Origin of the sequence: Cohnella candidum (assembly GCF_003713065.1) — a bacterium.
Lineage (GTDB): Bacteria > Bacillota > Bacilli > Paenibacillales > Paenibacillaceae > Cohnella > Cohnella candidum.
This window is the reverse complement of the sequence record NZ_CP033433.1, coordinates 1988627-2014287: the sequence shown is the minus strand read 5'-3', so window position 1 is coordinate 2014287 and position 25661 is coordinate 1988627. Positions and strand designations below refer to the sequence as shown.

Sequence of the window (25661 nt, the reverse complement as noted above, 5' to 3'; positions counted from 1 at the left end):
TACTTGGCGCGGGGGAACACTGGATGGAAGAAGAAAACATGGCCGAAATTGGGCCTCTGTAGGAGGGGGAAACCCGTTTTGAACGTTCAGCGTCGCAGATTTCCGCTTATCCTCGCCGCCGCGCTGCTGTCCGCCGCGCTGGCAGCCGCTCCGGCCGCACCGGCCGCCGCCAAGGAGCCCGTGCCCGCCAAACCCGCGACGGACCTGGCGCCCAACGCCAAATCCGCGATTCTCATGGACGCGGACAGCGGCACCGTCGTTTTCGAGAAAAACTCGCACGCCGCGCTGCCGCCCGCCAGCATTACGAAAATCATGACGATGCTGCTGGTGATGGAAGCCATCGACCAGGGCCGGCTCAAAATGACCGATAAGGTCCAAACGAGCGAATACGCCGCTTCGATGGGCGGTTCGCAAATTTTCCTCGAGCCCGGCGAAGTGATGAGCGTGGAGGACATGCTCAAGGGCGTCGCGCTCGCCTCCGGGAACGACGCTTCCGTCGCGCTGGCCGAAAAACTCGGCGGCAGCGAAGCGGAGTTCGTCCGGATGATGAACGAGAAAGCGAAAGAGCTGGGACTGACCGATACGAAGTTCATGAATCCGAACGGATTGCCGGCCTCTGGCCATGTATCGTCCGCCCATGACATCGCGATCATGTCGCGCGAGCTGCTGAAATACGAGCAGATCACGAAGTTCACCGGCTTGTACCAGGATTACTTGCGCAAAGACAGCGAAAAGCCTTTCTGGCTCGTCAACACGAACAAACTGGTCCGTTTCTATCACGGGGCGGACGGCTTGAAAACGGGGTTCACCAGCGAGGCCAAATTTTGCCTGTCCGCCACGGCGCGCCGGGATAACCTGCGTCTGATCGCCGTCGTGATGGGCGAGCCGAACACGAAAACCCGCAATGCGGAAGTCTCGCATCTGTTCGACTACGCGTTCGCGCAGTATACGAACGTGCCGATTTACAAGAAAGGCGACGCGATAGGAACGCTGAAGGTGGAAAAAGGGAAGATCGCCCAAGTGCCGCTCGTCGCCGACCGTTCGTACAGCGTGCTGCTGAAAAAAGGGGACGCCGGCAAAGGCATCCGCCACGAGCTCGTGCTCGATTCCTCCGTGAAGGCGCCGGTGAAGGCCGGCCAGCCGGTGGGCAAGCTGGTCGTCTACCGAGGGGAGCAGGTGCTCAAGGAGTTTCCGGTGGCGTCGCCGTTGGCGGTCGATAAAGCGGGATGGTGGACGCTGTTCAAGCGTTCGGCGGGTCACTTGTTCATGTCCGAATGACGGAGCCAAGGGGCGGAAGGACGGGCTAGTCGCGTCGCCGCCTTTTCGGCATTTCCGCGCAGCCGCCGGTTTTGGGGAACGCTTCCGGAAGCGCTCGTCCAAACGTCATTCTCTGTCCCTTAGAGGCCGGCCCGGTCGTTTCGCGTTGCGTTTTTTGTCGGGTCGGAGGGGGTTGCTTCTAGTTTTGTCGGGGGGCAGGAATGGCCGAGAGGATCGTAGAATTGGTCATTCAAGCTTTTTACTGGGGGAGGTAGACCGGCATGAGTTTGCAAGTGGAGCTCGAGCAGCACCGCAACGTGCTGATCGTTCGCCTGAGAGGGGAATTGGACCACCACACCGCGGATATCGTCCGTTTCAAAATGGAGGATGCGATCCTGAGGGGCCGGTGCGAACACGTCGTTTTGAGCCTGAAAGAGCTCCAGTTCATGGACAGCTCGGGGCTCGGCGTCATCTTGGGCCGTTATAAGCTGGTTAAAAGCCGCGGCGGCAAAATGGTCGTCTGCGACGCCCAAGCGAGCGTCAAACGGCTGTTCGAGCTTTCGGGTCTTTTCAAAATCCTGTCGCTGCACGAGTCCGAACGTTCGGCGCTCGCCAGTTTGGAGGTCGTATCATGAACGGACACAATTTCATGAAGCTGTCTTTCGCCGCCAGATCCGAAAACGAAGCCTTCGCGCGCGTCGCGATCGCCGCCTTCGTGTCCCAACTGGACCCGACGCTGGAGGAGCTCGACGAGATCAAAACGGTCGTATCCGAAGCGGTCACGAACGCGATCATCCACGGCTACGACAACCGGCCGGAGGGCGAAGTGACGCTGGAAGCCTCCATCGACGGAGATGTGTTCTCCCTGTCGGTGAGTGACCAAGGCAGAGGAATCGAGGATTTGGAGCTGGCCCGCCAGCCGCTGTATACGTCCCGCCCGGAGCTGGAACGTTCCGGCATGGGATTCACGATCATGGAAAATTTCATGGACGAGTTCGAAGCGGCAAGCGTTCCCGGAGGCGGCACCCGCCTGACGATGAAGAAACGGATCGAGTCCAAAAAGGCGTTGTTCAATTAACCGCGCGGCAGGGGTTGGAGGCATGGAATGGGAATTTAAACGTTCGTCGTCGCCGCCGGCGTATTTGGACGACACGGAGGTCAAGCGCCTCATCGCGCTCAGCCAATCCGGCGATACGACGGCGCGGGACACACTGGTCAACAGCAACATCCGTTTGGTGTGGTCCGTCGTCCAGCGGTTCGCGAACCGGGGCTACGACAGCGACGATCTGTTCCAGATCGGCTGCATTGGACTGCTGAAGTCGGTAGACAAATTCGATTTGAGTTATGACGTCAAATTTTCCACGTACGCCGTCCCGATGATCATCGGGGAGATTCAGCGGTTCCTGCGCGACGACGGCACCTTGAAGGTCAGCCGTTCGCTGAAGGAAATGGCCAACCGGGTGCGCAAGGTCAAGGACGAGCTCGCCAAACGGTTGGGCCGCGCCGCCACGATCGGCGAAATCGCCGACGAACTTGGCGTCACGGCCGAGGAAATCGTCTTCGCCCAGGAAGCGAACAAGCCACCGGCGTCGATCCACGAGACCGTGTTCGAGAACGACGGTGACCCGATCACGCTGATGGACCAAATCGCCGACGAGTCGCAGGAGCGCTGGTTCGACAAGCTCGCGCTGACCGAGGCGATCCAATCGCTCAGCGAGCGGGAGCGGCTTATCGTGTTCCTGCGATACTTCCGCGACCAGACGCAGTCGGAGGTCGCCAGCCGGCTCGGCATTTCGCAAGTGCAGGTCAGCCGCCTGGAGAAGAAGATCCTGCAGAATATCAAGGATCAGATCGCGCAGTAGACACTTGTCCGCGTAATGCACCCAACGTCGCACCCAACGTCGCACCCAACATCGCACACCACTGACCTGTTTGACTCACCTCTAGACGTGCTGTGAATTTTCTGATAGTTTTAAAGCCAATTATAGTGCCGCGTAAAGCATACGCCGTTTGCCCCGGATGGGGTGAGCGGCGTTTTTGCATTTCCGGCCGATGGAGGGGTGTGTTCATTGGCGTACGAAAAGGAGTTTGATGGGTTGTGGGAGGAACAGATCCGAACGGCGACGGGCCAGAGATTGGAGATGCTGCGTAGGGACAAAACGGGAGAAAAGAAATTGTATTGCGAAGCGCTTCGACCTGTTCTGCCGTCTCCCGAAGGACTGGTGATGGAATACGAGTTGATCAGCAACACAGGCGTCAGGATCTACATCGACTTCTTCAATCCGCCGTTACGCTGGGGGGTGGAGAGCCTCGGTTATGTTCCTCACGCCGAGAAAATCACCCGCGACCGCTTCGACTTCGAACAAGTCCGCATCTGCACGATGGCCGCGCGCAAAATCACCTACATCCCATTCACCTGGGACCAATTGGACAAGAGGCCCGACTACTGCCGCCGCACCCTCTACGAACTCATCGGCATCCACTCCGCCCTGCCCGGGGAGGCTTATCGAGACTTAAGCATCTATGAAAGGGAAATTATTCGCTTTGCGTTGTATTTAAATCGACCCATCAATATGGATGACGTCACGCTCTGTACGAATTTTCAAAAGGACGCCGGCAGAAAAATCATTCGAATGATGGTGGGAAAAGGATTGCTGCAGCCATTGGGAAGAGGTACTGAACGCTTTCACTTTTATGAATTGACCCCTAAGGCTCGAAACTTCATGTTTTAAACTTTCTCGCACCAAACGTTCAAGCCGCAAGACGTCTAGACCGTCTTCGGTACCGCCAAAGTAACCAAATCCGTTCCGCAAGACGGTGAGACCGTCTTCGGTAACGCCAAAGTAACCAAATCTGCTCCGCAAGACGGTGAGACCGTCTTCGGTAACGCCAAAGTAACCAAATCTGCTCCGCAAGACGGTGAGACCGTCTTTGGTAACGGCAAAGTAATCCAATCCGCTCCGCAAGATAGTGAGAACGTCTTAGGTAACGACAAAGTAACCAAATCTGCTCCGCAAGACGGTGACACCGTCTTCGGTAACGGCAAAGTAACCAAATCCGTCCGCAAGATGGTGAGAACGTCTTAGGTAACGACAAAGTAACCAAATCGGTTTCGTAAGACGGTGAGACCGTCTTAGGTACCGCCAAAGTAACCAAATTAGCTCCGCAAGACGGTGAGACCGTCTTCGGTAGCGCCAAAGTAACCAAATCCGCTCCGCAAGACGGTGAGACCGTCTTAGGTATCGCCAAAGTAACCAATCCTGCTCCGTAAGACGGTGAGACCGTCTTCGGTGGCCCTGAGTTATTCGGTCGGCCCCTCCGACTATCCCCCGCGCTCGTGAACCATACTAACCGGAAAGCCCATCCGGGGGAGGGTGCGCATGGAAAAGTCGTCCGTCGTCTACGTCAGGCTTCGGCGCCGGGTCGTCGTGCCGCCGGGGAGCGTGATTACGCTCGGCATGGTGTCGAGGCTCGTGACGGAATCCCGGCACGACCAGCAACTGAAAAAGCTGCCGCTGCACCGCGTCCAGCCGGAGGATGGGAGCATGATCGTCATCGACATGCTCCAGGTGGTCAAAGCCGTCCGGGAGGCGGTGCCCGGCATGAACGTGGAAACGTTCGGCGAACCGCACGTGCTCATCGAGGTCTCGACCGACGCCGCCGCCAAACCGCGGCTCATCACGCTCGTGCTGGCATGGCTGCTGCTTTTTTTCGGGTCGGGCATGGCTCTGATGAACTTCCACGCCGACGTCAACATGCCGCACGTTCAGCGCAGGATTACGGAGTTGATCGTCGGGAGGTCCGAGCGCCATCCGTGGCTGTTTCAAATTCCTTATTCGCTGGGCGTCGGCCTCGGCATGCTGCTGTTTTTCAACCGTTTGCTCCGCAAGAAGCGCAGCGATGAGCCGAATCCGCTCGAAGTGGAAATGTTCATGTACCAGGAAAATGTGAACCACTATATCATCACGGAAGAATATCGGCGCAAACACGACGGGGAGGAGGCGAAGGGGCGAGGTGGCTGATTGGTTAACCGGAACGCTGCTCGCCGCGGTTGCTCTTGCGGGCGGCTTCTCCGTCGGCAGCGCGTTCGTCGCGTTGTTAATCGTCCTGGACCTGATTCCCCGATTGGTCCAGCTCACCCAAGCGCACAGGCGCTCCGGCTTGTTCGAGTCCGCGATTCTGCTCGGAGCGCTGTATTGGATTTCCGCGGACCAGTTCCATTGGATACTGGGATGGCCGGCGTGGCTTCTTCTCGTTCCCGCGGTATTTCAGGGCGTTTTCGTGGGCATGTTCGCGGCGGCTTTAACGGAGGTGCTTAACGTGCTTCCGATCATCTCCAAAAAACTCCGGTTGAAGCCTTACTTATTCTCGCTCCTGATGGCCATGGTCCTGGGCAAGGTGGCGGGCTCGTTGATCGACTGGCTGTGGTTTCGACTATGAGAGGAGGAACGAACGTGGAACCGACGGTTCACGGAAGCATGGATTTGCCGATGGGGTTGGACGATATCGGAGGATTGCCGGACGGCTTGGGAAACCGAGACCCAGGCCAGGACGACAAAGCAAAAGGGGCAGCGCATCATGGGTCCAACGGCAAATCCGCCGAACAAGCGAAACCGCCCGCCAATGACCGGATCCCATCCGATCTGAACCGCTGGAAAGAGAGGCTGGAACGCGAGGTCGGCTTCAACAAAAGCTTCGAGGTGCAAGTGAGGGAAGTGCCGTTCGGCGACCGCCGTATCGCTTTCCTGTTCCTGAGCGTATTCGTGAAGGATGCCACGATGAACGAGGTGCTCAAACGCCTGTCCCACCTGGATCCGTCCTGTCTCAGCCATGAAGCGCTCGAAGCGTATCTCACGCAGTACGTTCCGGCCATGCAGGTGATCCGGACGGAGTCCTTCAACAGCATGTTGGATCAGGTCATGATGGGAAACACCGCATTCTACATCGACGGTCAAGAGGCCGTCCTTCTGATCGACGCGAAGCAATATCCAGCGAGGAATCCCGAGCAGCCTGTGCTGGAGAAGGTCGTCCGCGGAAGTAAGGACGGATTCACCGAAACGCTGCTGATGAACATCGGGCTGGTCCGGAGACGGTTGCGAGACCGCAAAGCCCGGTTCGAGATGATGAAGGTCGGCATGCGAAGCCAAACGGACGTCTGTATCGGATACATCGACGATATCACGGACCCCAAACTTGTCGAAGCGGTCCGCGATAAAGTGAAAAAGGTCAAGGTCGACGCGCTCCCCTTGGCCGATAAACAGTTGGAAGAAATGATGATTAACAAAGGATGGAACCCTTTTCCGAATGTCCGCTACACGGAACGTCCCGACGTCGTCGCGGCGCAAATGCTGGAAGGTTCGCTTGTCTTGTTTACGGATACTTCCCCGAGCGCGATGATGCTTCCGACCACTTTTTTTGACCTGGTCCAGCACGCGGAAGAAAGCCGTCAGAGCCCGTTTATCGGTACCTATTTGAGATGGGTACGATATATTGGTATTCTGGCGTCCATGTTCATGCTTCCTTTATGGTTTCTGTACGCGCAAAACATGGCCGTCCGCCCGGATTGGCTATGGTTCGTAGGGGCCGACAAAACCGGGGATCTTCCGCTCATCCTGCAGTTCATCATTGCCGAAATGGGGGTCGACCTCATGAGGCTGGCTGCGGTCCACACGCCCGCCCCGCTCGTCACCGCCATGACGCTGCTTTCGGCCATCTTGATCGGGGACATTGCGGTCAAAACGGGGCTGTTCATCAACGAGGTTATATTGTACATGGCCGTCTCCGCGATCGGAATGTTCGCCACGCCCAGCTATGAGTTGGGACTCGCCAATCGCATCGTCCGGCTCGGGCTGCTCGTCGCCGTTTACTTCTTCAAAGTTCCCGGCTTCGTGGTCGGGACGACGCTTCTGTTTCTGTATTTGGCGCTGGCGAGATCGTTCAACTCGCCGTATTTGTGGCCTTTGGTTCCGTTCAACGGCAAGGCGCTGCTGGCGATCTTCCTTAGAATGCCGATGCCGGAGAGCGACACCCGTCCTTCCCTTTATCGGCCTAAACAGAACCAGAAGCAACCGACCTGATGGCCGACCCCCGGACAAGCGGACGAATGCAAATGATCCGGCAAATTCTCCATTTTCCGCAAGGACCTTTTCCGCTATACTCAGGATAAATATGCAAATGCCGGATCGATCGCTTGCCGATCCCATTCCGAATCCAGTATAAAGGGGAAAAGACGATGTTTTTGCATGGAACGAGCCGAATCAACGCACAAGGACATTTGGAGATCGGAGGGTGCGACGTCACCGATCTCGCGAAAGAATTCGGGACGCCTCTCTATATCGTAGACGAGACGCTGGTGCGCCAGCGCGCCCGCGAATTCACGGAAGCATTCCGCAAAACCGGCCTCCGCTTCCAAGTGGCGTATGCCTCCAAAGCGTTCTGCGTCATGGCGATGTGCCGCGTCGCGGAAGAAGAGGGCATGAGCCTGGACGTCGTCTCCGACGGTGAACTGCACACCGCGCTGAAAGCGGGCTTCCCCGCGGAGCGCATCCATTTCCACGGCAACAACAAAACGCCGGACGAAATCAACATGGCGCTTGACGCGAACATCGGCTGCTTCGTGGTCGACAATTTCACGGAAATGCAACTCCTGAACTCGCTCGCCCAAGAAAAGGGCAAAACGGTCAACGTCCTGCTCCGCATTACGCCGGGCGTCGAAGCGCATACGCACGATTACATTTCCACGGGCCAGCAAGATTCCAAGTTCGGTTTCGACCTCGGCAACGGAACGGCGTTCCGTGCGGTCGAGCAGGCGATTGCCGCTTCGAATCTGAAGCTGCTGGGCGTCCATTCCCATATCGGTTCGCAGATTTTCGAAGTGGAAGGGTTCCGCATGGCGGTCGAGAAAATCGCGGCCTTCGCGATCGACATTCGCGCTAAGCTGGGCGAGACGTTCTCGGTCATCAACCTCGGCGGCGGCTACGGCATCCGTTACGTGGAAGGCGACACGCCGCTGCCGGTCGGCCAGTACGTGCAAGCGATCTCCGACGCGATGATTTCCAGCTGCAAAGCGGCGGACTTCCCGCTGCCCGAAATCTGGATCGAGCCCGGCCGGAGCATCGTCGGCGACGCCGGCACGACGCTGTACACGATCGGGACAAGCAAGGACATTCCCGGCGTGCGCAAATACATCGCGGTAGACGGCGGCATGACGGACAACCCGCGCCCGGCCCTCTACGAATCCAAATACGACGCGCTTCTCGCCAACCGCGCGAATGATGAAGCGACGGAAGTCGTTTCCATCGCGGGCAAAGCCTGCGAAAGCGGCGACATGCTGATTTGGGACCTCAAGCTGCCCGAGTCCAAATCCGGCGATCTGCTCGCGGTCTTCTGCACCGGCGCCTATAACTACGCGATGGCGAGCAACTACAACCGCATCCGCCGTCCGGCCGTCGTCTTCGTGAAGGACGGCAAAGCCGATCTGGTCGTGGCCCGCGAATCCCACGAGGACATCAGCCGCAACGACCTCATTCCGGAACGTTTGCGCAAGCAGGCCGTTTCGCGTTAAAATGCAATCAAGATTGACAAGCGGGCTGCAAAGCCCGCTTTTCCTTGCACATTCGCCCATTACCGAAAGGAAGTGCTGATTCCATGAGCAAAAAAGCGGTCATTAAAATGGAAAACGGAAAAGAAATCGAACTCGAGCTGTTCGACCAAGACGCGCCGAACACGGTCGCCAACTTCGAGAAGCTGGCCAATTCCGGCTTCTACGACGGCGTCGTTTTCCACCGCGTCATCCCGGGCTTCGTCGCGCAGGGCGGCTGCCCGCTCGGCAACGGAACCGGCGGACCCGGCTACGAAATCGATTGCGAAATCAACCCGAACAAGCATGAGCGCGGCTCCCTGGCCATGGCTCACCGCGGCCCGAACACCGGCGGCAGCCAGTTCTACATCGCGTATGCTCCGCAGCCGCACCTGGACGGCGTGCATACCGTTTTCGGCAAAGTCGTAACCGGCATGGAGCATGTGGACGAGTTCCGCGGCCGCGACAAAATGGAATCCATCCGCGTCGGCTAAAACCGAACAAGCCCATTCCGCGCAGCTACGCGCAGGAATGGGCTTGTTTTTTTGTTGTCACCCTTAAATGCCGCAAGAGCCCGAATAACCGTCGTTTTTCTGCATCTCTTCGTTTCGCTGCTCCAAGCCCTCGTCTTCCGGCAGCTCCGCCACGAGTTTGACTCTCGGTACCGGACTGCCCGCGGATGCGGGCTTCTCCCGTTTCCGTGTCTGTTCGTCCATCGATATCCGCCTCCTGTGATGGGATCCTCCCTATCGTCTCCTGTGGCCGGGTTATTATGACGGCGAGTTCGCGCGGCACGCCGCTTGAAACCACCCGGTCTTGCAATTTCCATGCCCGGGTGGTAAACTTTCACTCAATCAGCTTACCTTCGGGGCGGGGCGCAATTCCCCACCGGCGGTGATCGGCGAGAGCGCAGGGATTCCGGTCCCGGGCTTCGCCGTCAGTCCGTGACCCGGCATATCCTGAGCGTACCTGCGCAGGGATGGCGGTGGACCCGGTGCAACTCCGGGACCGACAGTGACAGTCTGGATGGGAGAAGGAAGCGCAGCGCGGCCAACCGCGTCCTGATGCCATATCCACCGGCTTTTCGTATACGTTCGTGAAAGGGCAGCTTTATTTGTTCCTTTTTTCACAAACGCATGCAAGTGGCCGGGCAGTGCTTTGCGCCTTCTTGCCGCTATGCGCAGGAATGGGTGCAGGCTGGGTATGCTCGGACGCGTCATTTCAGGTCTGTTTCATGCTGTGTTTCAGCCCCCGAGGAGCATTCGGGGGCTTTTTTACGTCCCCGGAGGACAGGGGGAGAGGGAGCAATGGAGCTGCTGAACGATGAATTTTACATGCGCCTGGCCCTCGATATGGCGGAAGGAGCATCCGGCCAGACCGGCATCAATCCCGTCGTCGGCTGCGTCGTGGTGAAGGACGGCAGAATCGTCGGCATGGGCGCCCACCTCAGAAGAGGAGAAGCGCATGCGGAAGTTCACGCCTTGAACATGGCCGGAGCCGAGGCGCAAGGCGCCACGGCTTACGTGACGCTCGAGCCGTGCAGCCATCATGGCCGAACGCCGCCATGCTGCGACAGGCTAATCGCGGAGAAGGTTGCCCGCGTCGTCGTGGCGATGGCCGATCCGAATCCGATGGTGGCGGGAAGAGGCTTGCAAAAGCTGCGCGATCACGGCATCGAGACGAGCGTCGGACTGTTGGAGGATCGGGCACGGGCGCTCAATGAGCCTTTTTTCAAGTACATCTCGACCGGCCTTCCTTTCGTGACGCTCAAGACGGCGCTGACGCTGGACGGCCGGATCGCCACGAAAACCGGCCACAGCAAGTGGATCACCGGCGCGGACGCCAGGGAAGCGGTCCATACGCTGCGCCACCGCCACCAAGGCATCATGGTCGGCGTCGGCACGGTTTTGGCCGACGATTCGGAGCTGACGACGAGATTGTCCGTGCCCGGCCTTCACCCGGTGCGAATCGTCGTTGACTCGCGATTGCGGACGCCGCCCGATGCCCGCGTTTTGAACGGCGCGGCGCCCACTTGGATTCTGACGACGGAGCGCGCGGATGCGGAAGCGGCCGCCGTGCTTCGGGAACGCGGAGCCGAAATCATCGCTTGCGGCATCGGTCCCCAAGTGGATCTTCGGGCGGCAATGCGGGAGCTGGGCAGGCGCGAGATCGGCAGCGTGCTGCTGGAAGGAGGCGGCGCGCTGAACGGAAACATGCTGCAGGCCGGATTGGTCGACAAGCTGATGCTGTTCTATGCCGCCAAAATCGTCGGCTCCGTCGGAACCCCGCCCGCTTTCGCGTTCGACGGGCCGGAACGGATGTCCTCCGCGCTCACGCTCGAACGCGTATCCATCGAACGTTACGGCGCCGATTGGTGCGTGACCGGTTATCCGGACCGCGCCGGCCGCCGCGCCGAGGAGGGAGAGTGAAGCCCGTGTTCACAGGACTGATCGAGGAAATCGGAACGCTTCGCTCCGTTCAGCGGCAAGGCGAAGCGATGGTGCTCACGATCGGCGCAGGGATTATCCTGAATGACGTGAAGCTGGGAGACAGCATCGCGGTCAACGGCGTTTGCCTGACGGTCATCTCGTTCGACCGCTCGCAGTTTTCGGTCGACGTCATGCCGGAGACATACCGCCACACCAACTTGACGGAGCTGTCCCCGGGCAGCCCCGTCAACCTGGAGAGGGCGATGATGGCCGGCGGACGTTTCGGCGGCCATATGGTTCAGGGGCATGTGGACGGCACGGGAGTGATCCGGTCCCGCCGGGCGGAAGCGAATGCGGTCGTGTTCACGGTCGAGCCGCATAAGGCGGAGCTGCTGCGGACCGTCGTGCCGCAAGGGTCCGTGACGCTGGACGGCATCAGCCTGACGGTGGTGGACGTCGACCGCGAAGCCGGGTCTTTCACCGTTTCCATCATTCCGCACACGTTGGCGGAAACCGTGCTGCAGCACAAACGCGCGGGCGATACGGTGAACATCGAGAACGACATTTTAGGCAAATACGTCGACCATCTCCTCGGCTTGCGAGATCGCGAGCAGCCCCGGCGAACCGGGCTGACCGAATCGATGCTGCGCGAGAACGGGTTCATGGCCTGAACTAGAAGGGGGTAATCGGGATGGATACGAAAGCGTTCGATCCGATCGAAGAAGCGATATACGATTTGATGAGGGGCAAAGTGATCATCGTCGTGGACGACGAGGACCGGGAAAACGAGGGAGACCTCATCGCCCTCGCCGAGAAAGCGACGCCGGATGTGATCAACTTCATGATCAAGGAAGCGCGCGGGCTCGTGTGCGTGCCGATCATGCCCGACCGGGCGGAGGCGCTCGATCTTCCGCCGATGGTCAACCACAATACGGATTACCACGGCACGGCGTTTACCGTCTCCGTCGACCACGTGTCCACCACGACGGGCATTTCCGCGAAGGAACGCGCCGACTCGGTCCGCGCGTTGATCGATCCCGCGGCGAAGCCGGCGGACTTCCGCCGACCCGGCCACATTTTTCCGCTGATCGCCAAGAAAGGCGGCGTTCTTCGCCGGGCCGGGCATACGGAAGCGGCGGTCGATCTGGCTCGCATGTGCGGCTCGACCCCGGCGGCGGTCATCTGCGAAGTAATCAAGGAAGACGGCACGATGGCTCGTTTGCCTGACCTAATCGAGTTCAAACAGCGGCATGGGCTCAAGCTGATCACGATCAAGGATTTGATCCGCTACCGCAACGAGAAGGAAAAACTCGTCCGCCGCGAAGTCGAAGTGCGGATGCCGACCGACCACGGCGTGTTCCGCGCGATCGCCTATACGAACGACGTCGACTCCAAAGAGCACGTCGCGCTCGTCAAAGGCACGATCGACGGCAGCCAGCCGGTTCTCGTGCGCGTGCATTCCGAATGCCTGACCGGCGACGTGTTCCACTCCCACCGCTGCGATTGCGGCCCTCAATTGGACGCGGCGCTGCGCCAGATCGAGGAAGAAGGCAGCGGCGTGCTCCTCTATATGCGCCAGGAAGGCCGGGGCATCGGACTGATCAACAAATTGCGCGCTTACCAGCTGCAGGAGCAGGGATTGGACACTGTCGAGGCGAATGTTAAGTTGGGCTTTGCCCCCGATTTGCGCGATTACGGCATCGGCGCCCAGATCCTCAAGGACATCGGGGTTCGCCGGATCCGCCTCATGACGAACAATCCTCGTAAGATCAAGGGGCTCGACGGCTACGGGCTCGAAGTGGTCGAGCGGGTACCGATCCAGATGGAAGAGAACGAAGACAACACGCGGTACCTGCATACGAAGAAAGCGAAGCTCGGCCATATGCTGTCGTTCCCGGACGAAATCGGGGGCGGCGACAAGATGGAAACGATCGAACAAAACGAACAACCGGCCTTGGAGCCGAAGAGAGGATGAATAACATGAACGTCGTTTATGAAGGACATTTGGTCTCAAAAGGATTAAGATATGGTATCGTAGTAGGGAGATTCAACGAGTTCATCACCTCCAAGCTGCTCGGCGGCGCGCTGGACGCGCTCAAGAGACACGGCGTCGAGGATAGCGAAGTCGAAATCGCGTACGTTCCGGGCGCTTTCGAAATTCCGTTCATTGCGCAGAAAATGGCCGAGAGCGGCAAATACGACGCGGTCATCACCTTGGGTGCAGTCATCCGAGGCTCTACTCCGCACTTCGACTACGTATGCAACGAAGCGGCCAAAGGCGTTGCCGCGGTCGCGCTCAAAACCGGCGTGCCGACGATTTTCGGCGTGCTCACGACGGACAGCATCGAGCAAGCCGTCGAACGCGCGGGCACGAAAGCCGGCAACAAAGGCTGGGAAGCCGCCTCGGCCGCGATCGAAATGGCGAATCTGACACGTTCGCTTAAAGGCTGATTCCTTCCGCCGGCAGACCGCCGCGGAAGTTTCGAAAGGATGAGACGCCGCCGTGACGGTGCTGTACAAGCTGGAGACGTTCGAAGGTCCGCTCGACCTGCTGCTCCATTTGATCGATAAAGCGGAAATCGACATCCAAGATATCTCCATTAGCGAAATCACGGATCAATACCTCGAATATCTCGACGCGATGCAGGAACTGGAGCTCGACATCACGAGCGAGTTCCTCGTCATGGCGGCGACCTTGCTGTCCATGAAGAGCCGGCTGCTTCTGCCGAAGCCGCCGGTCACGGACGAGCCGTGGATTACGGCGGACGAGGACGCCGACCTTGACCCGCGCGAGGAATTGATCCGCAAGCTGATCGAATACCGGAAATACAAGTCGATCGCGGGCCAGCTCCGCGACAAGGAATGGGAACGGAGCCAGGTGTTCACGAGGGAACCGGCCGACCTGTCCCCGTTCCAATCCGTCAAGGACGTCAACCCGGTGGAAGGGCTGCACCTCGACGATCTGATACAGGCGTTTCGCCGGGCTATGCGGAGATTGGCGGGACGCAACCGGGTCACGGCGATCCGGCGGGACGAAATTTCCGTGAAGGACCGGATCAACGACATCATCCTCACCCTCAAAAACCGCTCCGACGCGGGCAGGATGCTGTTCTCCCAACTGATCGGCGACGGAATGGACCGCCAGGAAATCGTCGTGACGTTCCTGGCGTTGCTCGAGCTGATGAGAAAAGGGTGGGTCACCTGCCACCAAAACCGCCTGTTCGACGAAATCGTGGTCACGTGGACCGGAAAGGAGGGCGACGATGGATTATTCGACGCTGAAATCGGTACTTGAAGGATTGCTGTTCGTATCCGGGGAAGAAGGCTTGAACGCCAGAACGATGGCCGAAGTCGTGGAGATGGATCCCGAGGTCGTGCAAGACGTGCTGCGCGACCTGGCGCAGGATTTCGTGCGGGACGGGCGCGGGCTGCGCATCGCCGAGGTGGCCGGAGGCTTCCGGCTCACGACCGTGACGGAACATGCGCCGTATTTCGAGAAGCTGGCCTACTCGCCTTCCCGGTCCTCGCTGTCCCAAGCCGCGCTTGAGACGCTGTCCATTATTGCCTACCGGCAGCCGATCACTCGCATTGAAATCGAGGAAATCCGCGGCGTGAAGGCCGATCGCGCCCTTCACACGCTCGTGGCCAAGGATTTGATCGAGGAGGTCGGCCGCGCGGAAGCGCTGGGCAGGCCGATCCTGTACGGAACGACGAAGTCGTTCCTGGACTACTTCGGCTTGTCTAGCCTTCAGCAGCTGCCGGATCCGGTCGCGTCCGATGCGGACGACGAGCTGGAAGAGCGGACGAAAATGCTGTTCGAGCGAATCGAAGGGCGCCAGCTTTCCCTCGAGGACATGCAGAGAGAACTGGAAGCCGACTGAAGTCATGCCAACGGAATGAAGCTTTGCCGGAAGGCCATACTATTCCCAGGAAAGGCGGGGAAGGTATGGCCTTTTGGTATTACGTGGGAATCGCCGTCGCGGCCGTATTGGTGCTTCTTGCCCTGTCCTCCATCCGGATCCGTATCCGTTACTCCCGCAGCGGCGAACTGGACCAATTGATCGTCATCGTTCGGGCCTTGTACGGTTTATACCGCTACCGCTTGATCGTTCCCTCGATCATGATCCGAGGCTTGAACATCGCCTACGAGAAGAAGTCGTCGGAGAGAATCGCGGGACAGCCGAAGCTCAAGATGCCGAGGTGGCGATTAGGGAAAGGGCTGCTCAAGCACTGGAAGGAGCTGAGCCCCTGGCTCAAGGATACGCTCAAAAAGGTGAATTGCACGCGGTTCCGCCTTGACTTCCGGGTGGGTACGGGAGATGCGGCATCGACGGCCGTGGTGAGCGGGTTGCTGTGGTCCGTCCTCGGCTGCGCGGTCGGTGCGGCCGGGCATCTCGTCCAGCTGAAAGCCGAGCCGCACGGTGCCGTAGAGCCCGTCTATCACGCGAAGGAATTCACCGTGGTGTGGGAAGCGGACTTCCAGGTCCGCGCAGGGTCGTTCTTCATGTCGATCCTGCATCTCGGCTTCGGAAGCCCGCGCTTGCGCAAGTCATGGAGGGACTGGCGGAACTGGCTGAGAGGCCCGCAATCTGCGTGACCCGAAGAGTTGGATCGGCTTGCGGTTCGGTTCATAAATTGCGGCCGCCGGGCGCATGCTAATGAATGCTTGTTCTTGAACCCGTCATTGAAAGCTGTACATTTCCGAAAACCGAAGGAGGATCCTCGATGTCCAGTCATCCGATCAACGGCCTCATGCAGACGGCCATGGAAAACATTAAGGATATGGTCGACGTCAACACGATCGTCGGCGAGCCGGTCCAAACGCCGGACGGCAGCGTCATCATTCCGATCAGCAAGGTAGGGTTCGGCTTCGCGGCCGGCGGCTCGGAGTTTTCGGCCGAAGAGCAGAACGCCAGAAACGGCGGAGCGCAAAACGGTGCGAACGGGCATAACGCTTCCGTCCAACTGCCGTTCGGCGGAGGCAGCGGCGGCGGCGTCTCCATCACGCCGATCGCGTTTCTCGTCGTCGGCACGGAAGGCGTGAAAGTCGTGCCGCTGGACAACCAAACGCACATTTTCGAAAAGCTGATCGAATCCGCTCCGCAATGGGTGGACAAGGTGCGCAGCATGTTCCAAGGCGGAGCGGAGCAGGCGGCAATGACCGCCGGCAGCCTGCAGCATGCCAGCATCCAGTCGCAGACCGGCTCCCACGCCAACGCGAGCACGATCCCGGTCGCCCCGAAGCCGACCGGCGGGGACAAATTGAATTGAGAAGACGAATCGCCGGCCTTCGGGCCGGTCTTTTTCCTTTTATCCTTGGTTTGGCATCTCATACTTGAGGACATGCAGGCATAAATTGGATTGAGGAGCCTGTCATCCAGCGAGGAGGAAACATCGTGAAATCAGCAGGTCTCCGAACGGCGCGCCGTTTGGCGACGCTTATCGCGGCAGCCGTCTGGCTTGTCTCGGCTGCGTCGCAAGCCGCCGCGTCCCCCGGTTCGAACGGCGCGCCGCCCGCTCCGGGCAACCAGGCGAAAGCGGCAGCCCTCATCGACGTCACTTCCGGCCGGATCCTCTTCTCCCAGAGAGGGGACGAGCCTATGAAGATCGCCAGCTTAACCAAAATCATGACGGCGATCGTGGCGATCGAGCAAGGGAATTTGGAGGACAAAGTCACCGTCAGCGTGAGAGCGGCAGGCAAGGAAGGCTCCTCGCTGTATTTGAAAGCCGGCGAGAAAATCACGCTCAAAAACCTGCTGTACGGGTTGATGCTGCGTTCGGGAAACGACGCCGCCGTCGCGATCGCCGAGCATGTCGGCGGGTCGCTGGAAGGCTTCGTGTTCCTCATGAACAAGAAGGCCGAAGAACTGGGACTTTCGCACAGCCATTTCGCCAACCCCCACGGTCTGGACCAGCCTGGGCATCTCATGTCGGCGAACGATCTGGCGAAGCTGTCCGCCTATTCCCTTCAGAACCCCACATTCCGCGAGATCGTGAAAACCCGCGTGAAAATGGCGCCCAATCCCAACGAGCAATGGGATTACAAATGGGTGAACAAAAATAAGATGCTGACGATGTACGACGGCGCGGACGGCGTCAAGACCGGTTATACGAAGCAGGCGCTGAGGACGCTCGTCAGCTCCGCGACCCGGGGCGGGCAGCAGCTTGCCGCGGTCACGCTCAATGACGGCAACGATTGGGCGGACCACAAGGCGCTGCTCGACTACGGCTTCAAGTATTATCCGCTTCAAACGGTCATCCATCGAGGGCAGCCCATACCGGGAACGCCGTATACCGCGGCAGCTGACTTCCGCTATCCGCTGGCATCGGGGGAGCGGGGAAAGCTTTCGATGAAGGCCGTGAAAGTACCGGAGACTGCCATGGATTTCGTGCTGGGGTACCGCGGGAGGCTTGAATTCGAAATGCACGGAGAGAGGGTCGGAAGCGTGCCGATCCGTTAGTAGGAGGGGAATCGCCGATGGTCAACTGGATTTGGCTCGGCATGATCGTGTTCAGCGTGGCGTTCGGCGCGGCGAACGGGAAATTGGAGACTGTCGCCGAAGCCGCGTTCGGAGGCGCCCAGACCGGCGTCACGGTATGCCTCGGCCTGATCAGCATCCTGGTGTTTTGGATGGGACTGATGAAGATCGCCGAGAACGCCGGCCTCGTCCGGCAATTGTCGAAGCTCATGTCACCGGTCGTCCGGAAGCTGTTTCCCGACGTGCCGCCCGATCACCCGGCCATGGGCTACATCCTCTCCAACATGAGCGCGAATTTGCTCGGTCTCGGCAATGCCGCCACCCCCATGGGCATCCGGGCGATGCAGGAGCTGCAGAAGCTGAATCCCGACCCGCACGTCGCCACTCCTGCGATGTGCACGCTGCTTGCGCTGAACACCGCGAGCATCACGCTCGTGCCGACGACGATGATCGCCATCCGGATGAACTTCGGTTCCCTGCATCCGGCCGACATCGTGGCCTCGACGCTGCTCGCAACGGCCGTCTCTACCGGCGCAGCGATCCTGGCGGACCGTTGGTATCGCCGCAGAAGCGGACCTCCGCGTATCGCCAAGCCTCGTCCCGACGCCCGCACGCCCGGCAACTCCATGACCGTCACTCCTCCGGGCGCGGGAGGTTGATCGGACATGGTGGTCGAATGGATAGCCCGCATCTCCGCCTGGACGATCCCGATGCTGATCGCCTTCATCCCGCTGTACGCGGCATTCCGTAAAGTACCTGTCTACGAGACGTTCATCGACGGCGCGAAGGACGGCTTCCAAACGGCGGTCTCCATCATCCCGCATCTGGTCGGCATGATGACGGCGATCGGCATGTTCCGAGCTTCAGGCGCCTTGGACGCCTTGATCGGCTCGATCCGGCCGTTCCTCGAGTCGGTCGGCGTGCCGAGCCAGGTGCTGCCGTTGGCGCTGCTCAGGCCGATTACCGGCGCGGGGTCGCTCGCTTTCGTCTCGGACCTGATCAAGACGGAAGGACCCGATTCCTTCGCGGCGAAAGTCGCGGCGACGATCCAGGGAAGCACGGACACGACGCTGTACGTGCTCACCGTCTATTTCGGGGCGATCGGCATCCGGAACGCCCGTTACGCGCTGAAAGTCGGCTTGTTCTCCGACTTCGTCGGTTTCTTCGCCGCCGTCGCCGCCTGCTGGCTGTTATTCGGCTCCGCCTGACCGGCAACCCTAGCGGCCGCTCCGTTGTACAAACCCGGCAAAAAACGGTATGATTGGCGTTGAGGTGAGCTCAGACGTGGAGCGACTGCAGAAAATATTGGCGAACGCCGGCGTGGCGTCCCGCCGCAAATGCGAGGAATTGATCAAGGAAGGCAAAGTGACCGTGAACGACGAAGTCGTCACCGAGCTCGGCGCGAAAGCCGATCCGACGGCCGACGTCATCAAGGTGTCCGGACGCCCGATCAAGCAGGAGAAAAAGCTTTATTTGCTGTTCAACAAACCGAAAGGCGTCATCACGACGATGACCGACCCGAAGGGGCGGTCGACCGTGAACGACTACCTCAAGGATGTTAAAGAACGGGTCTACCCGGTCGGCCGGCTGGACTACGATTCGGAAGGCCTGTTGCTGCTGACGAACGACGGCGATTTGGCCCAGAAGCTGACCCATCCGAAGCACCATGTGCCGAAAACGTACCATGCGACGGTAGAACGGGTTCCGCACGGGAACGACTTGGAGAAGCTGAAAAAAGGGGTCAAGCTGGATGACGGAATGACGTCGCCCGCTCAAGCGGAATACCATGATGTGGATCCCGAAGGCAAGTACGCGACGATATCCATCACGATCCATGAGGGGCGCAACCGCCAGGTTCGCCGCATGTTCGACAAGATCAAGCACCCGGTCACCCGACTGAAGCGGGTGTCGTTCGGCGGGATCACGCTCGGCGGCTTGCAGCGGGGCAAATACCGCAAATTGACGGCGGAGGAAGTCCAGAAGCTGAGGGACGCCGCGGACGGAATCGTAACGGCGGCCGACGCCGAGGACGCTATGGAAGACAATTAAGCCGCGACTTCGGCGAATGCCGGAGTCTGGTCACACAATGTTCAAAACCGGAGGTCGGGCCCCATTGCCCTTGACCCCGGTATTTTCGTTATAATGAAGGTATTGAAGCTGCGGTGGTGAACGGAACATGAAAAAGCATCGGAAAACGATCCAATATATCGTGCTGGCATTCGTGCTGCTCATCGGCGGCTACGCGGTCGGAAAAACGCTGTTCGCGTCGACTTCCGTGCTGAAGGCGGGAGACAAGCCGCCCGCGTTCAAATTGCTCGATACGGCGGGACAAGTGCACGACAGCAAAGAGTATGCGGGAAAACCTCTGATCATCAATTTCTGGGGTACGTTTTGCCCGCCGTGCCGGAACGAAATGCCGGCTTTGCAGAACGTTTACGAAGCTTGGAAGGACAAAGGCGTTCAACTGATCGGCATCAATCTCAGCGAGGATCAGCTGAGCGTCGAGAGTTTCGCCCGCCAGGTGGGGGCGAAGTTCCCGATCCTCCTCGACCGGAACCGCCAAACGGAGAAAAAATTCGGCTTGAAGCAGTATCCGACGACTTTCTTCGTGCGGGCGGACGGAACGATCGAAGACGTGGTCATCGGCGGTCCTCTGACCGAGGAGCAGGTCGAAGGTCACATCGAGGCGATCATGAACGCGAAGTAGGGAGGCAAGGCCTTTGTTTTCGAACACCAAGTGCGAATGCGGCCACCAGAACCACATCGGGACCGTATTGTGCGAAGCTTGCGGCAAACCGCTGACGGAGGCGGAAAGCGAAGAACTCGCGCCTCTGGAAATGAGATATGACGGAGTCGCCCGGCGATCGCAGAAAGCGAATCCGGACCTGATCGACCGCGTGTGGAACTTCTTCTCCTCGGTCAAAATCGCCATATGGCTGATCATACTTACGCTGATCGCGGCATCGCTCGGCACCGTATACCCGCAGGAAGATACGTTTCTGAACCTGCATACTTACCAGGAATTCCACGATTACTACAAAGAGCAGTACGGTACGGCCGGCGTGATCTACCATGCGGTCGGACTCTCGAGAACCTATACGTCGTGGTGGTTCGTCGGCTTGCTGGTCATGATCGGGACTTCCCTCGTCATCTGCAGCTTGGACAGGGTGCTGCCGCTATATCGCGCATTGTCGAGACAGCAGGTTCGCAAGCATCTCCAATTCATCACGAGGCAGCAGGTCGTTTACAGCGGGCCTGAGCCGGGAAATAAAGATGAATGGCTGGATCAACTGAGCGCCCAATTGCGGAAAAAGCGGTACAAGGTGCTGCGGGACGGCGACGCGCTGATGGCGGAGAAAAACCGGTTCAGCCGATGGGGGCCTTACATCAACCACATCGGGCTCATCATCTTCCTGCTCGCCGTGCTGGGCCGCGGCGTGCCGGCCTGGAACATGGACCAGTACGTGAGCCTCGACGACGGAGAGACGGAGCAGATCCCCGGCACCAACTACTATGTGAAAAGCGACAAGTTCACCGTCGAATATTACACGGACGCCGAACTGCCGGCTTCGCTCAAAGGCACGACGCGTCCGAAACTGTTCGATACGAAAGCCACGTTGTACACCTGTACCGCAAATTGCGACGATCCGTCACAGGAACCGGTGTTGAAAGAAGTGAAAACGCACGATATTCAAGTCAACCATCCGTTGACTTACAAAGGGCTTAGCCTTTACCAATACGATTACGCCCAGCAGCCCCGGTTGATTTCCGTTACCCCGTCGATTTACGACAAGAAAACGGGGCAGAAGTACGGACCTTTCAAGCTGACGATGCGCAATCCCGCATTGACTTATCAGGTCGGTCCTTATACGCTGACATTAAAAGACAAATTCATGGATTTCGGGCTGGACGAGCAAGGCCGCCCGATGACCAAATCGCGGGATCCGAATGCCCCGGCCTTCGTCTTCGTCGTCACGGGTCCCGATTTGCCCGCCTCCGGCGCGGCGTATATTTATTTCCCGCGGGAGATCGACAAGGCGAGATTTCAACAGGACGTACTGAACAAATCCGTGGCGGACAAGTTCGAAATCCGGGTTTCTTCCATGCAGGACGTTTCTTTCTCCGAATATACGACAACCCTGAATGTCAGGGTCGATCGTGCCATGCCGTTCATTTGGTCCGGCGCCGTCATCTTCATGATCGGAGTCGTCATGGGCCTGTACTGGAACCACAGGCGGATTTGGCTGAGATTCGACGACGGCGTCCTGTCGCTCGGGGCCCATACGAACAAGAATAATTTCGGCCTCCGGACGGAGCTGGCCGCCGCGCTTGCCAAAACCGGCCTGAACGTGCCGGAGAAATCGCTCGATAACAGGAGGACAACCGCTTGAGTTTGCTCGATTTCAGCCGAAACGCCTTGATGGCCGCGCTGCTCATTTACAGCGCCTCGTTCATTTTCTTCATGATCGCGGTAGGCGGCAAAAAGTGGAGCAACCGGGAGCCGGCCGCCCACGCCCGCAAGTGGGGCTGGATCGGATTCGGCATCGCCGTTGCCGGCTGGGCCGCCCACGTCACCTTCTTCATCACCCGATGGATCGCCGGCGGACATATTCCGACGAGCAACATGTACGAGTTCATGACGATGCTCGCGATGGCGGTCATGCTGGCTTTCATCGTCATTTACCTGATTTACCGCAACACGCTGCTCGGCGCGTTCACGCTTCCGCTGACCGTTATCATCATCGCTTATGCATCCGTGTTCCCGTCCGAGATCCAGCCGCTGATCCCGTCGCTGAACTCCAACTGGCTGCGGGTCCACGTGACGACCGCCGCGCTCGGCGAGTCCTTCTTCGCCGTCGGTTTCGCCGCGGCGTTGGTACAGCTGCTGAGGGTAGTCGACTTCACCCGCACCGACAAAGCGGGCATGCGGTCGAGACGCTGGGTGGAAAGCTTCCTCTTCATCATTCTGATCGTCATCGGCTTCCTGGTTTCGGTATTCGCCTTCCGTTCCGCCGGCTATCAGGCCGAGTTTCGCCAGACGGTCGTCAAGGTCGACGACCAGGGACAGGAGCAGACGACCGTCCACCAGGTGATTTACGGCTTGCCGCCGTTCGTGAAGCCTTATAACAGCGAGGTCGTCAAGATGGACGGCTTCCTCGGGCTGGATAAGCCGCTGTTCCAAGCGCCGTCCTGGATGAACGGCGTCAACGCGGGCCGCAAGCTGAACACGATCATCTGGTCCGTGTTGTCCGGCTTGATCCTGTACGGGCTGCTTCGATTAATCGCTCGCAAACAGCTGGGGGCGGTCATCCATCCGCACTTGTCCGACATCGATCCCGACGACCTGGACGAAATCAGCTACCGTTCCATCGCGATCGGCTATCCGATTTTCACGCTCGGCGCTCTGATCTTCGCGATGATCTGGGCACAGATCGCCTGGTCCCGGTTCTGGGGCTGGGACCCGAAGGAAGTGTGGGCGCTCATCACGTGGCTGTTCTACACCGCCTACCTTCACCTCCGGCTGTCCCGCGGCTGGCTTGGCGCCAAGTCCGCATGGCTTGCGGTCATCGGCTTCCTGGTCGTGCTTTTCACGTTGATCGGGGTCAATCTCGTTATTGCCGGCCTGCATTCTTACGCCGGGGTTTCCTAAACGAAGCAGAGGAGTGTTTCGCATGAGCCAAGGCAACCGCATTCTGGTGGTCGACGACGAGGAACGCATTCGCCGTCTGCTCCGCATGTATCTCGAGAAGGAAGGCTTCGCCATCGAAGAAGCGGAGGACGGGGAGAGCGCCCTTCGCATGGCCGTCGAGGACGATTACGACCTGATCGTGCTCGACCTGATGCTGCCGGGCATTGACGGCGTCGAGGTGTGCACGCGCCTGCGGCAGCAAAAAGCGACTCCGGTGCTGATGCTCACCGCCAAAGGCGAAGAGGTGAACCGCGTGCAAGGGTTCGAGGTCGGCGCGGACGACTACGTCGTCAAGCCGTTCAGCCCGCGCGAGGTGATTTTCCGCATCAAGGCGATTTTGCGGCGTTCGTCGGCTACCGCCTTCTTGTCGAAGGAAAACAACGCCAGCAACAATATCGTGTTCCCGTATCTCGTGATCGAACACGACGCGCACCGCGTGACCGCCGGAGGGCAGGAAGTAAACCTGACTCCGAAAGAGTACGAACTGCTCCACTACTTGGCGAGCTCCCCAGATAAAGTCTTCTCGCGGGAAGAGCTGCTCAAGGACGTCTGGAACTACGATTTCTTCGGAGACCTCCGGACCGTCGACACCCACGTGAAGCGGCTTCGCGAGAAGCTGAACCGCGTCTCGGCGGAAGCGGCTTCGATGATCACGACCGTCTGGGGCGTCGGCTACAAGCTGGAGGCGGCGAAGTAATGGCGATTTGGAGGACGGTCGTCGGCAAGCTGTGGCTGACGATCATCGCGCTCGTCGCGGTCGTCATCACCACGGTCGGGCTTTTCTTGTTGCAATACATCGATTTTCAGTTCCAGGATCCGAATAAAATCAAGCATCTGTTCATCTATACCGGCGTCGTGGGCTTCTTGCTGACGACGTTTTTCGCTTTCTTCCTGCTCACGAAGATCACCCAGCCGCTCCGCGAGATGAAAGAAGCGGCGGACCGGATTTCGCAGGGAGATTATACGACCCGCGTCGCCATCCGTTCGTCGGACGAAATCGGCGAATTGGCCAATACGTTTAACCAAATGGCTTCCGAGGTGGACACGCTCATCCGGGACCTGGAGCATGAGCGCGACCATCTGAGCAGCGTGCTGCGAAGCATGACGGACGCGGTCATTTCCTTCGACGCGGAGGGCGAAATCATCCTTACCAACCCGCAAGGCAAACATTTGGTGGAGGATTGGGGCTCCGTCACTTGGACGGAGGAAGAGGAGCCGGACAAATTCGGCGAAGTGCCGGGGCCGCTTCTCGAAACCTTCCGCAGCGTCATCGCGGGAGGCAAGGAGCTGACGTCCAAAATCCACGTCCAAAGCGGCGTATGGTCCGTTGTCATGACGCCGCTCGCGGCAACCGAATCGGTAAGGGGAGCGGTAGCCGTTCTCCGGGACGTCACCGAGGAATTCCGTGTTGATAAGCTGCGCAAGGACTTCGTGGCGAACGTGTCCCACGAGATCCGCACGCCGCTCTCCATGGTGCAAGGATACAGTGAAGCGCTGCTAGACGATATCGCGGCCTCTCCGGAAGAACGCAAAGAGCTCGTGCAGGTCATTCACGACGAGTCCCTGAGAATGGGACGGCTGGTGAAGGACCTGCTTGATCTGGCGCGAATGGAAGCCGGCCATTTGGAGATGACGTTCCAGCACGTCGACGTAAATGCGTTGATGGGGCGCGTGTATCGTAAATTCTCGGCGCTCTCCAAGGAGCGGGGCATCTCGCTCGTCAAACCCGAAACCGAGGCTAACCTTAGCCTGCAAGCGGCGGATCCGGACCGGTTGGAGCAGGTGCTGACGAATCTGCTCGACAACGCGCTGCGGCACACGCCGGCCGGCGCCGGCATCCGCATGGAGGCGGCACGGAAGGAAGGCCCGCGAGGCGGGGAACTGCTCGAGATCATCGTCTCCGACGAAGGAATGGGCATCCCGCCGGAGGATTTGCCGTACATTTTCGAACGGTTCTACAAGGCGGACAAAGCCCGCAAACGCGAATCGAACGGCGGGGGCGGAACCGGTCTGGGCCTCGCGATCGTCAAGAATCTCGTCGAGGCGCACGGGGGCAAAATCAAAGCCGCCAGCGAGCCGGGCAAAGGAACGACCTTCACGATTACGCTGCCGGTCGGCGGCAAACGCGGAACGGGCAACCGAAGCTTTAGACCCTCTTAATAAGCACAAATGGCGGCCGAGTGGCCGCCATTTCTCATTTCCATGATGTATAATAATGGAAACTATAG

28 protein-coding genes and 1 riboswitch are annotated in these 25661 nt (G+C 59.2%); of the genes, 27 read left to right on the top strand and 1 reads right to left on the bottom strand.

Going from position 1 to position 25661, the window contains the following annotated elements; all coding sequences use genetic code 11:
- The first annotated feature begins 78 nt into the window (after positions 1-78).
- From EAV92_RS09520 to EAV92_RS09475, 10 genes are all read left to right on the top strand, one after another.
- Positions 79-1278: a D-alanyl-D-alanine carboxypeptidase family protein gene (locus EAV92_RS09520; protein ID WP_206424299.1), complete on the top strand. Its 1200-nt coding sequence runs from the start codon at positions 79-81 to the stop codon at positions 1276-1278.
- A gap of 260 nt (positions 1279-1538) precedes the next feature.
- Entirely contained in the window at positions 1539-1892 is a 354-nt protein-coding gene (gene spoIIAA, locus EAV92_RS09515) for an anti-sigma F factor antagonist (protein WP_123040862.1), read from the top strand.
- Positions 1889-2335, top strand: a complete 447-nt coding sequence (spoIIAB, locus tag EAV92_RS09510) for an anti-sigma F factor (protein ID WP_123040861.1) — start codon at positions 1889-1891, stop codon at positions 2333-2335. Before spoIIAA ends, spoIIAB begins: the two co-directional genes overlap by 4 nt.
- A gap of 22 nt (positions 2336-2357) precedes the next feature.
- Positions 2358-3119, top strand: a complete 762-nt coding sequence (sigF, locus tag EAV92_RS09505; protein WP_123040860.1) for an RNA polymerase sporulation sigma factor SigF — start codon at positions 2358-2360, stop codon at positions 3117-3119.
- Between the two features lie 207 nt (positions 3120-3326).
- Positions 3327-3989, top strand: a complete 663-nt coding sequence (locus EAV92_RS09500) for a hypothetical protein (protein ID WP_123040859.1) — start codon at positions 3327-3329, stop codon at positions 3987-3989.
- Positions 3990-4637: 648 nt separating this feature from the next.
- The gene (locus tag EAV92_RS09495; protein ID WP_123040858.1) at positions 4638-5279 is read left to right on the top strand and encodes a stage V sporulation protein AA; all 642 of its coding nucleotides are present in this window, start codon (positions 4638-4640) and stop codon (positions 5277-5279) included.
- Complete coding sequence (locus EAV92_RS09490) at positions 5272-5697, top strand: stage V sporulation protein AB (protein ID WP_123040857.1); 426 nt, start codon at positions 5272-5274, stop codon at positions 5695-5697. Before EAV92_RS09495 ends, EAV92_RS09490 begins: the two co-directional genes overlap by 8 nt.
- A gap of 14 nt (positions 5698-5711) precedes the next feature.
- Positions 5712-7334: a spore germination protein gene (locus tag EAV92_RS09485; RefSeq protein ID WP_241158492.1), complete on the top strand. Its 1623-nt coding sequence runs from the start codon at positions 5712-5714 to the stop codon at positions 7332-7334.
- A 155-nt stretch (positions 7335-7489) separates the two neighbouring features.
- Entirely contained in the window at positions 7490-8821 is a 1332-nt protein-coding gene (gene lysA, locus EAV92_RS09480) for a diaminopimelate decarboxylase (protein WP_123040855.1), read from the top strand.
- A gap of 83 nt (positions 8822-8904) precedes the next feature.
- Positions 8905-9330, top strand: a complete 426-nt coding sequence (locus EAV92_RS09475) for a peptidylprolyl isomerase (protein WP_123040854.1) — start codon at positions 8905-8907, stop codon at positions 9328-9330.
- 63 nt (positions 9331-9393) lie between these two features.
- On the opposite strand, the gene EAV92_RS24535 is transcribed toward EAV92_RS09475, so the two are convergent.
- Positions 9394-9552, bottom strand: a complete 159-nt coding sequence (locus EAV92_RS24535; RefSeq protein WP_164472707.1) for a hypothetical protein — start codon at positions 9550-9552, stop codon at positions 9394-9396.
- 141 nt (positions 9553-9693) lie between these two features.
- Positions 9694-9878: riboswitch (FMN riboswitch) on the top strand.
- 265 nt (positions 9879-10143) lie between these two features.
- Between EAV92_RS24535 and ribD the strand changes: the two genes are divergently transcribed.
- The 17 genes from ribD (at position 10144) to EAV92_RS09390 (ending at position 25593) form a co-directional block, all read left to right on the top strand.
- Complete coding sequence (gene ribD, locus EAV92_RS09470; RefSeq protein ID WP_123040853.1) at positions 10144-11265, top strand: bifunctional diaminohydroxyphosphoribosylaminopyrimidine deaminase/5-amino-6-(5-phosphoribosylamino)uracil reductase RibD; 1122 nt, start codon at positions 10144-10146, stop codon at positions 11263-11265.
- 5 nt (positions 11266-11270) lie between these two features.
- Entirely contained in the window at positions 11271-11936 is a 666-nt protein-coding gene (gene ribE, locus EAV92_RS09465; RefSeq protein WP_123043658.1) for a riboflavin synthase, read from the top strand.
- Between the two features lie 20 nt (positions 11937-11956).
- On the top strand, positions 11957-13240 hold the full coding sequence (locus EAV92_RS09460) for a bifunctional 3,4-dihydroxy-2-butanone-4-phosphate synthase/GTP cyclohydrolase II (protein ID WP_123040852.1): 1284 nt from the start codon (positions 11957-11959) through the stop codon (positions 13238-13240).
- 5 nt (positions 13241-13245) lie between these two features.
- Entirely contained in the window at positions 13246-13716 is a 471-nt protein-coding gene (gene ribH / locus EAV92_RS09455) for a 6,7-dimethyl-8-ribityllumazine synthase (RefSeq protein ID WP_123043657.1), read from the top strand.
- 52 nt (positions 13717-13768) lie between these two features.
- Positions 13769-14560 (top strand): segregation and condensation protein A, encoded by a 792-nt coding sequence (locus EAV92_RS09450; RefSeq protein ID WP_123040851.1) that lies wholly within the window; start codon positions 13769-13771, stop codon positions 14558-14560.
- On the top strand, positions 14529-15146 hold the full coding sequence (gene scpB, locus EAV92_RS09445; RefSeq protein ID WP_123040850.1) for an SMC-Scp complex subunit ScpB: 618 nt from the start codon (positions 14529-14531) through the stop codon (positions 15144-15146). Before EAV92_RS09450 ends, scpB begins: the two co-directional genes overlap by 32 nt.
- Before the next feature lie 65 nt (positions 15147-15211).
- Entirely contained in the window at positions 15212-15862 is a 651-nt protein-coding gene (locus tag EAV92_RS09440) for a DUF2953 domain-containing protein (RefSeq protein WP_123040849.1), read from the top strand.
- A 128-nt stretch (positions 15863-15990) separates the two neighbouring features.
- Positions 15991-16536: a GerW family sporulation protein gene (gene ytfJ / locus EAV92_RS09435; protein WP_123040848.1), complete on the top strand. Its 546-nt coding sequence runs from the start codon at positions 15991-15993 to the stop codon at positions 16534-16536.
- Positions 16537-16661: 125 nt separating this feature from the next.
- Positions 16662-17726, top strand: a complete 1065-nt coding sequence (locus EAV92_RS09430; protein WP_123040847.1) for a D-alanyl-D-alanine carboxypeptidase family protein — start codon at positions 16662-16664, stop codon at positions 17724-17726.
- Between the two features lie 17 nt (positions 17727-17743).
- The gene (locus tag EAV92_RS09425; protein WP_123040846.1) at positions 17744-18403 is read left to right on the top strand and encodes a nucleoside recognition domain-containing protein; all 660 of its coding nucleotides are present in this window, start codon (positions 17744-17746) and stop codon (positions 18401-18403) included.
- Between the two features lie 6 nt (positions 18404-18409).
- Positions 18410-18952 carry a spore maturation protein gene (locus EAV92_RS09420; RefSeq protein ID WP_206424298.1) on the top strand — a complete coding sequence of 181 codons (543 nt, stop codon included), beginning with the start codon at positions 18410-18412 and terminating at the stop codon, positions 18950-18952.
- Positions 18953-19028: 76 nt separating this feature from the next.
- On the top strand, positions 19029-19793 hold the full coding sequence (locus EAV92_RS09415) for a pseudouridine synthase (RefSeq protein WP_123040845.1): 765 nt from the start codon (positions 19029-19031) through the stop codon (positions 19791-19793).
- A gap of 127 nt (positions 19794-19920) precedes the next feature.
- On the top strand, positions 19921-20451 hold the full coding sequence (locus EAV92_RS09410) for a redoxin domain-containing protein (RefSeq protein ID WP_123040844.1): 531 nt from the start codon (positions 19921-19923) through the stop codon (positions 20449-20451).
- A 13-nt stretch (positions 20452-20464) separates the two neighbouring features.
- Positions 20465-22135: a cytochrome c biogenesis protein ResB gene (resB, locus tag EAV92_RS09405; RefSeq protein WP_123040843.1), complete on the top strand. Its 1671-nt coding sequence runs from the start codon at positions 20465-20467 to the stop codon at positions 22133-22135.
- Entirely contained in the window at positions 22132-23394 is a 1263-nt protein-coding gene (ccsA, locus tag EAV92_RS09400) for a cytochrome c biogenesis protein CcsA (RefSeq protein ID WP_123040842.1), read from the top strand. Before resB ends, ccsA begins: the two co-directional genes overlap by 4 nt.
- A gap of 22 nt (positions 23395-23416) precedes the next feature.
- The gene (locus EAV92_RS09395) at positions 23417-24130 is read left to right on the top strand and encodes a response regulator transcription factor (RefSeq protein WP_123040841.1); all 714 of its coding nucleotides are present in this window, start codon (positions 23417-23419) and stop codon (positions 24128-24130) included.
- Entirely contained in the window at positions 24130-25593 is a 1464-nt protein-coding gene (locus EAV92_RS09390) for an ATP-binding protein (protein ID WP_123040840.1), read from the top strand. Before EAV92_RS09395 ends, EAV92_RS09390 begins: the two co-directional genes overlap by 1 nt.
- Positions 25594-25661 lie beyond the last annotated feature (68 nt).

Coding starts and splice junctions, on each gene's coding strand:
- EAV92_RS09460 (WP_123040852.1), top strand. CDS start 11,957: ATGGATACGAAAGCGTTCGATCCGATCGAAGAAGCGATATACGATTTG.
- ytfJ (WP_123040848.1), top strand. CDS start 15,991: ATGTCCAGTCATCCGATCAACGGCCTCATGCAGACGGCCATGGAAAAC.
- spoIIAA (WP_123040862.1), top strand. CDS start 1,539: ATGAGTTTGCAAGTGGAGCTCGAGCAGCACCGCAACGTGCTGATCGTT.
- EAV92_RS09410 (WP_123040844.1), top strand. CDS start 19,921: ATGAAAAAGCATCGGAAAACGATCCAATATATCGTGCTGGCATTCGTG.
- EAV92_RS09425 (WP_123040846.1), top strand. CDS start 17,744: ATGGTCAACTGGATTTGGCTCGGCATGATCGTGTTCAGCGTGGCGTTC.
- lysA (WP_123040855.1), top strand. CDS start 7,490: ATGTTTTTGCATGGAACGAGCCGAATCAACGCACAAGGACATTTGGAG.
- EAV92_RS09475 (WP_123040854.1), top strand. CDS start 8,905: ATGAGCAAAAAAGCGGTCATTAAAATGGAAAACGGAAAAGAAATCGAA.
- sigF (WP_123040860.1), top strand. CDS start 2,358: ATGGAATGGGAATTTAAACGTTCGTCGTCGCCGCCGGCGTATTTGGAC.
- ribH (WP_123043657.1), top strand. CDS start 13,246: ATGAACGTCGTTTATGAAGGACATTTGGTCTCAAAAGGATTAAGATAT.
- EAV92_RS09390 (WP_123040840.1), top strand. CDS start 24,130: ATGGCGATTTGGAGGACGGTCGTCGGCAAGCTGTGGCTGACGATCATC.
- EAV92_RS09420 (WP_206424298.1), top strand. CDS start 18,410: ATGGTGGTCGAATGGATAGCCCGCATCTCCGCCTGGACGATCCCGATG.
- EAV92_RS24535 (WP_164472707.1), bottom strand. CDS start 9,552: ATGGACGAACAGACACGGAAACGGGAGAAGCCCGCATCCGCGGGCAGT.
- spoIIAB (WP_123040861.1), top strand. CDS start 1,889: ATGAACGGACACAATTTCATGAAGCTGTCTTTCGCCGCCAGATCCGAA.
- EAV92_RS09440 (WP_123040849.1), top strand. CDS start 15,212: ATGGCCTTTTGGTATTACGTGGGAATCGCCGTCGCGGCCGTATTGGTG.
- EAV92_RS09395 (WP_123040841.1), top strand. CDS start 23,417: ATGAGCCAAGGCAACCGCATTCTGGTGGTCGACGACGAGGAACGCATT.
- EAV92_RS09495 (WP_123040858.1), top strand. CDS start 4,638: ATGGAAAAGTCGTCCGTCGTCTACGTCAGGCTTCGGCGCCGGGTCGTC.
- ribD (WP_123040853.1), top strand. CDS start 10,144: ATGGAGCTGCTGAACGATGAATTTTACATGCGCCTGGCCCTCGATATG.
- scpB (WP_123040850.1), top strand. CDS start 14,529: ATGGATTATTCGACGCTGAAATCGGTACTTGAAGGATTGCTGTTCGTA.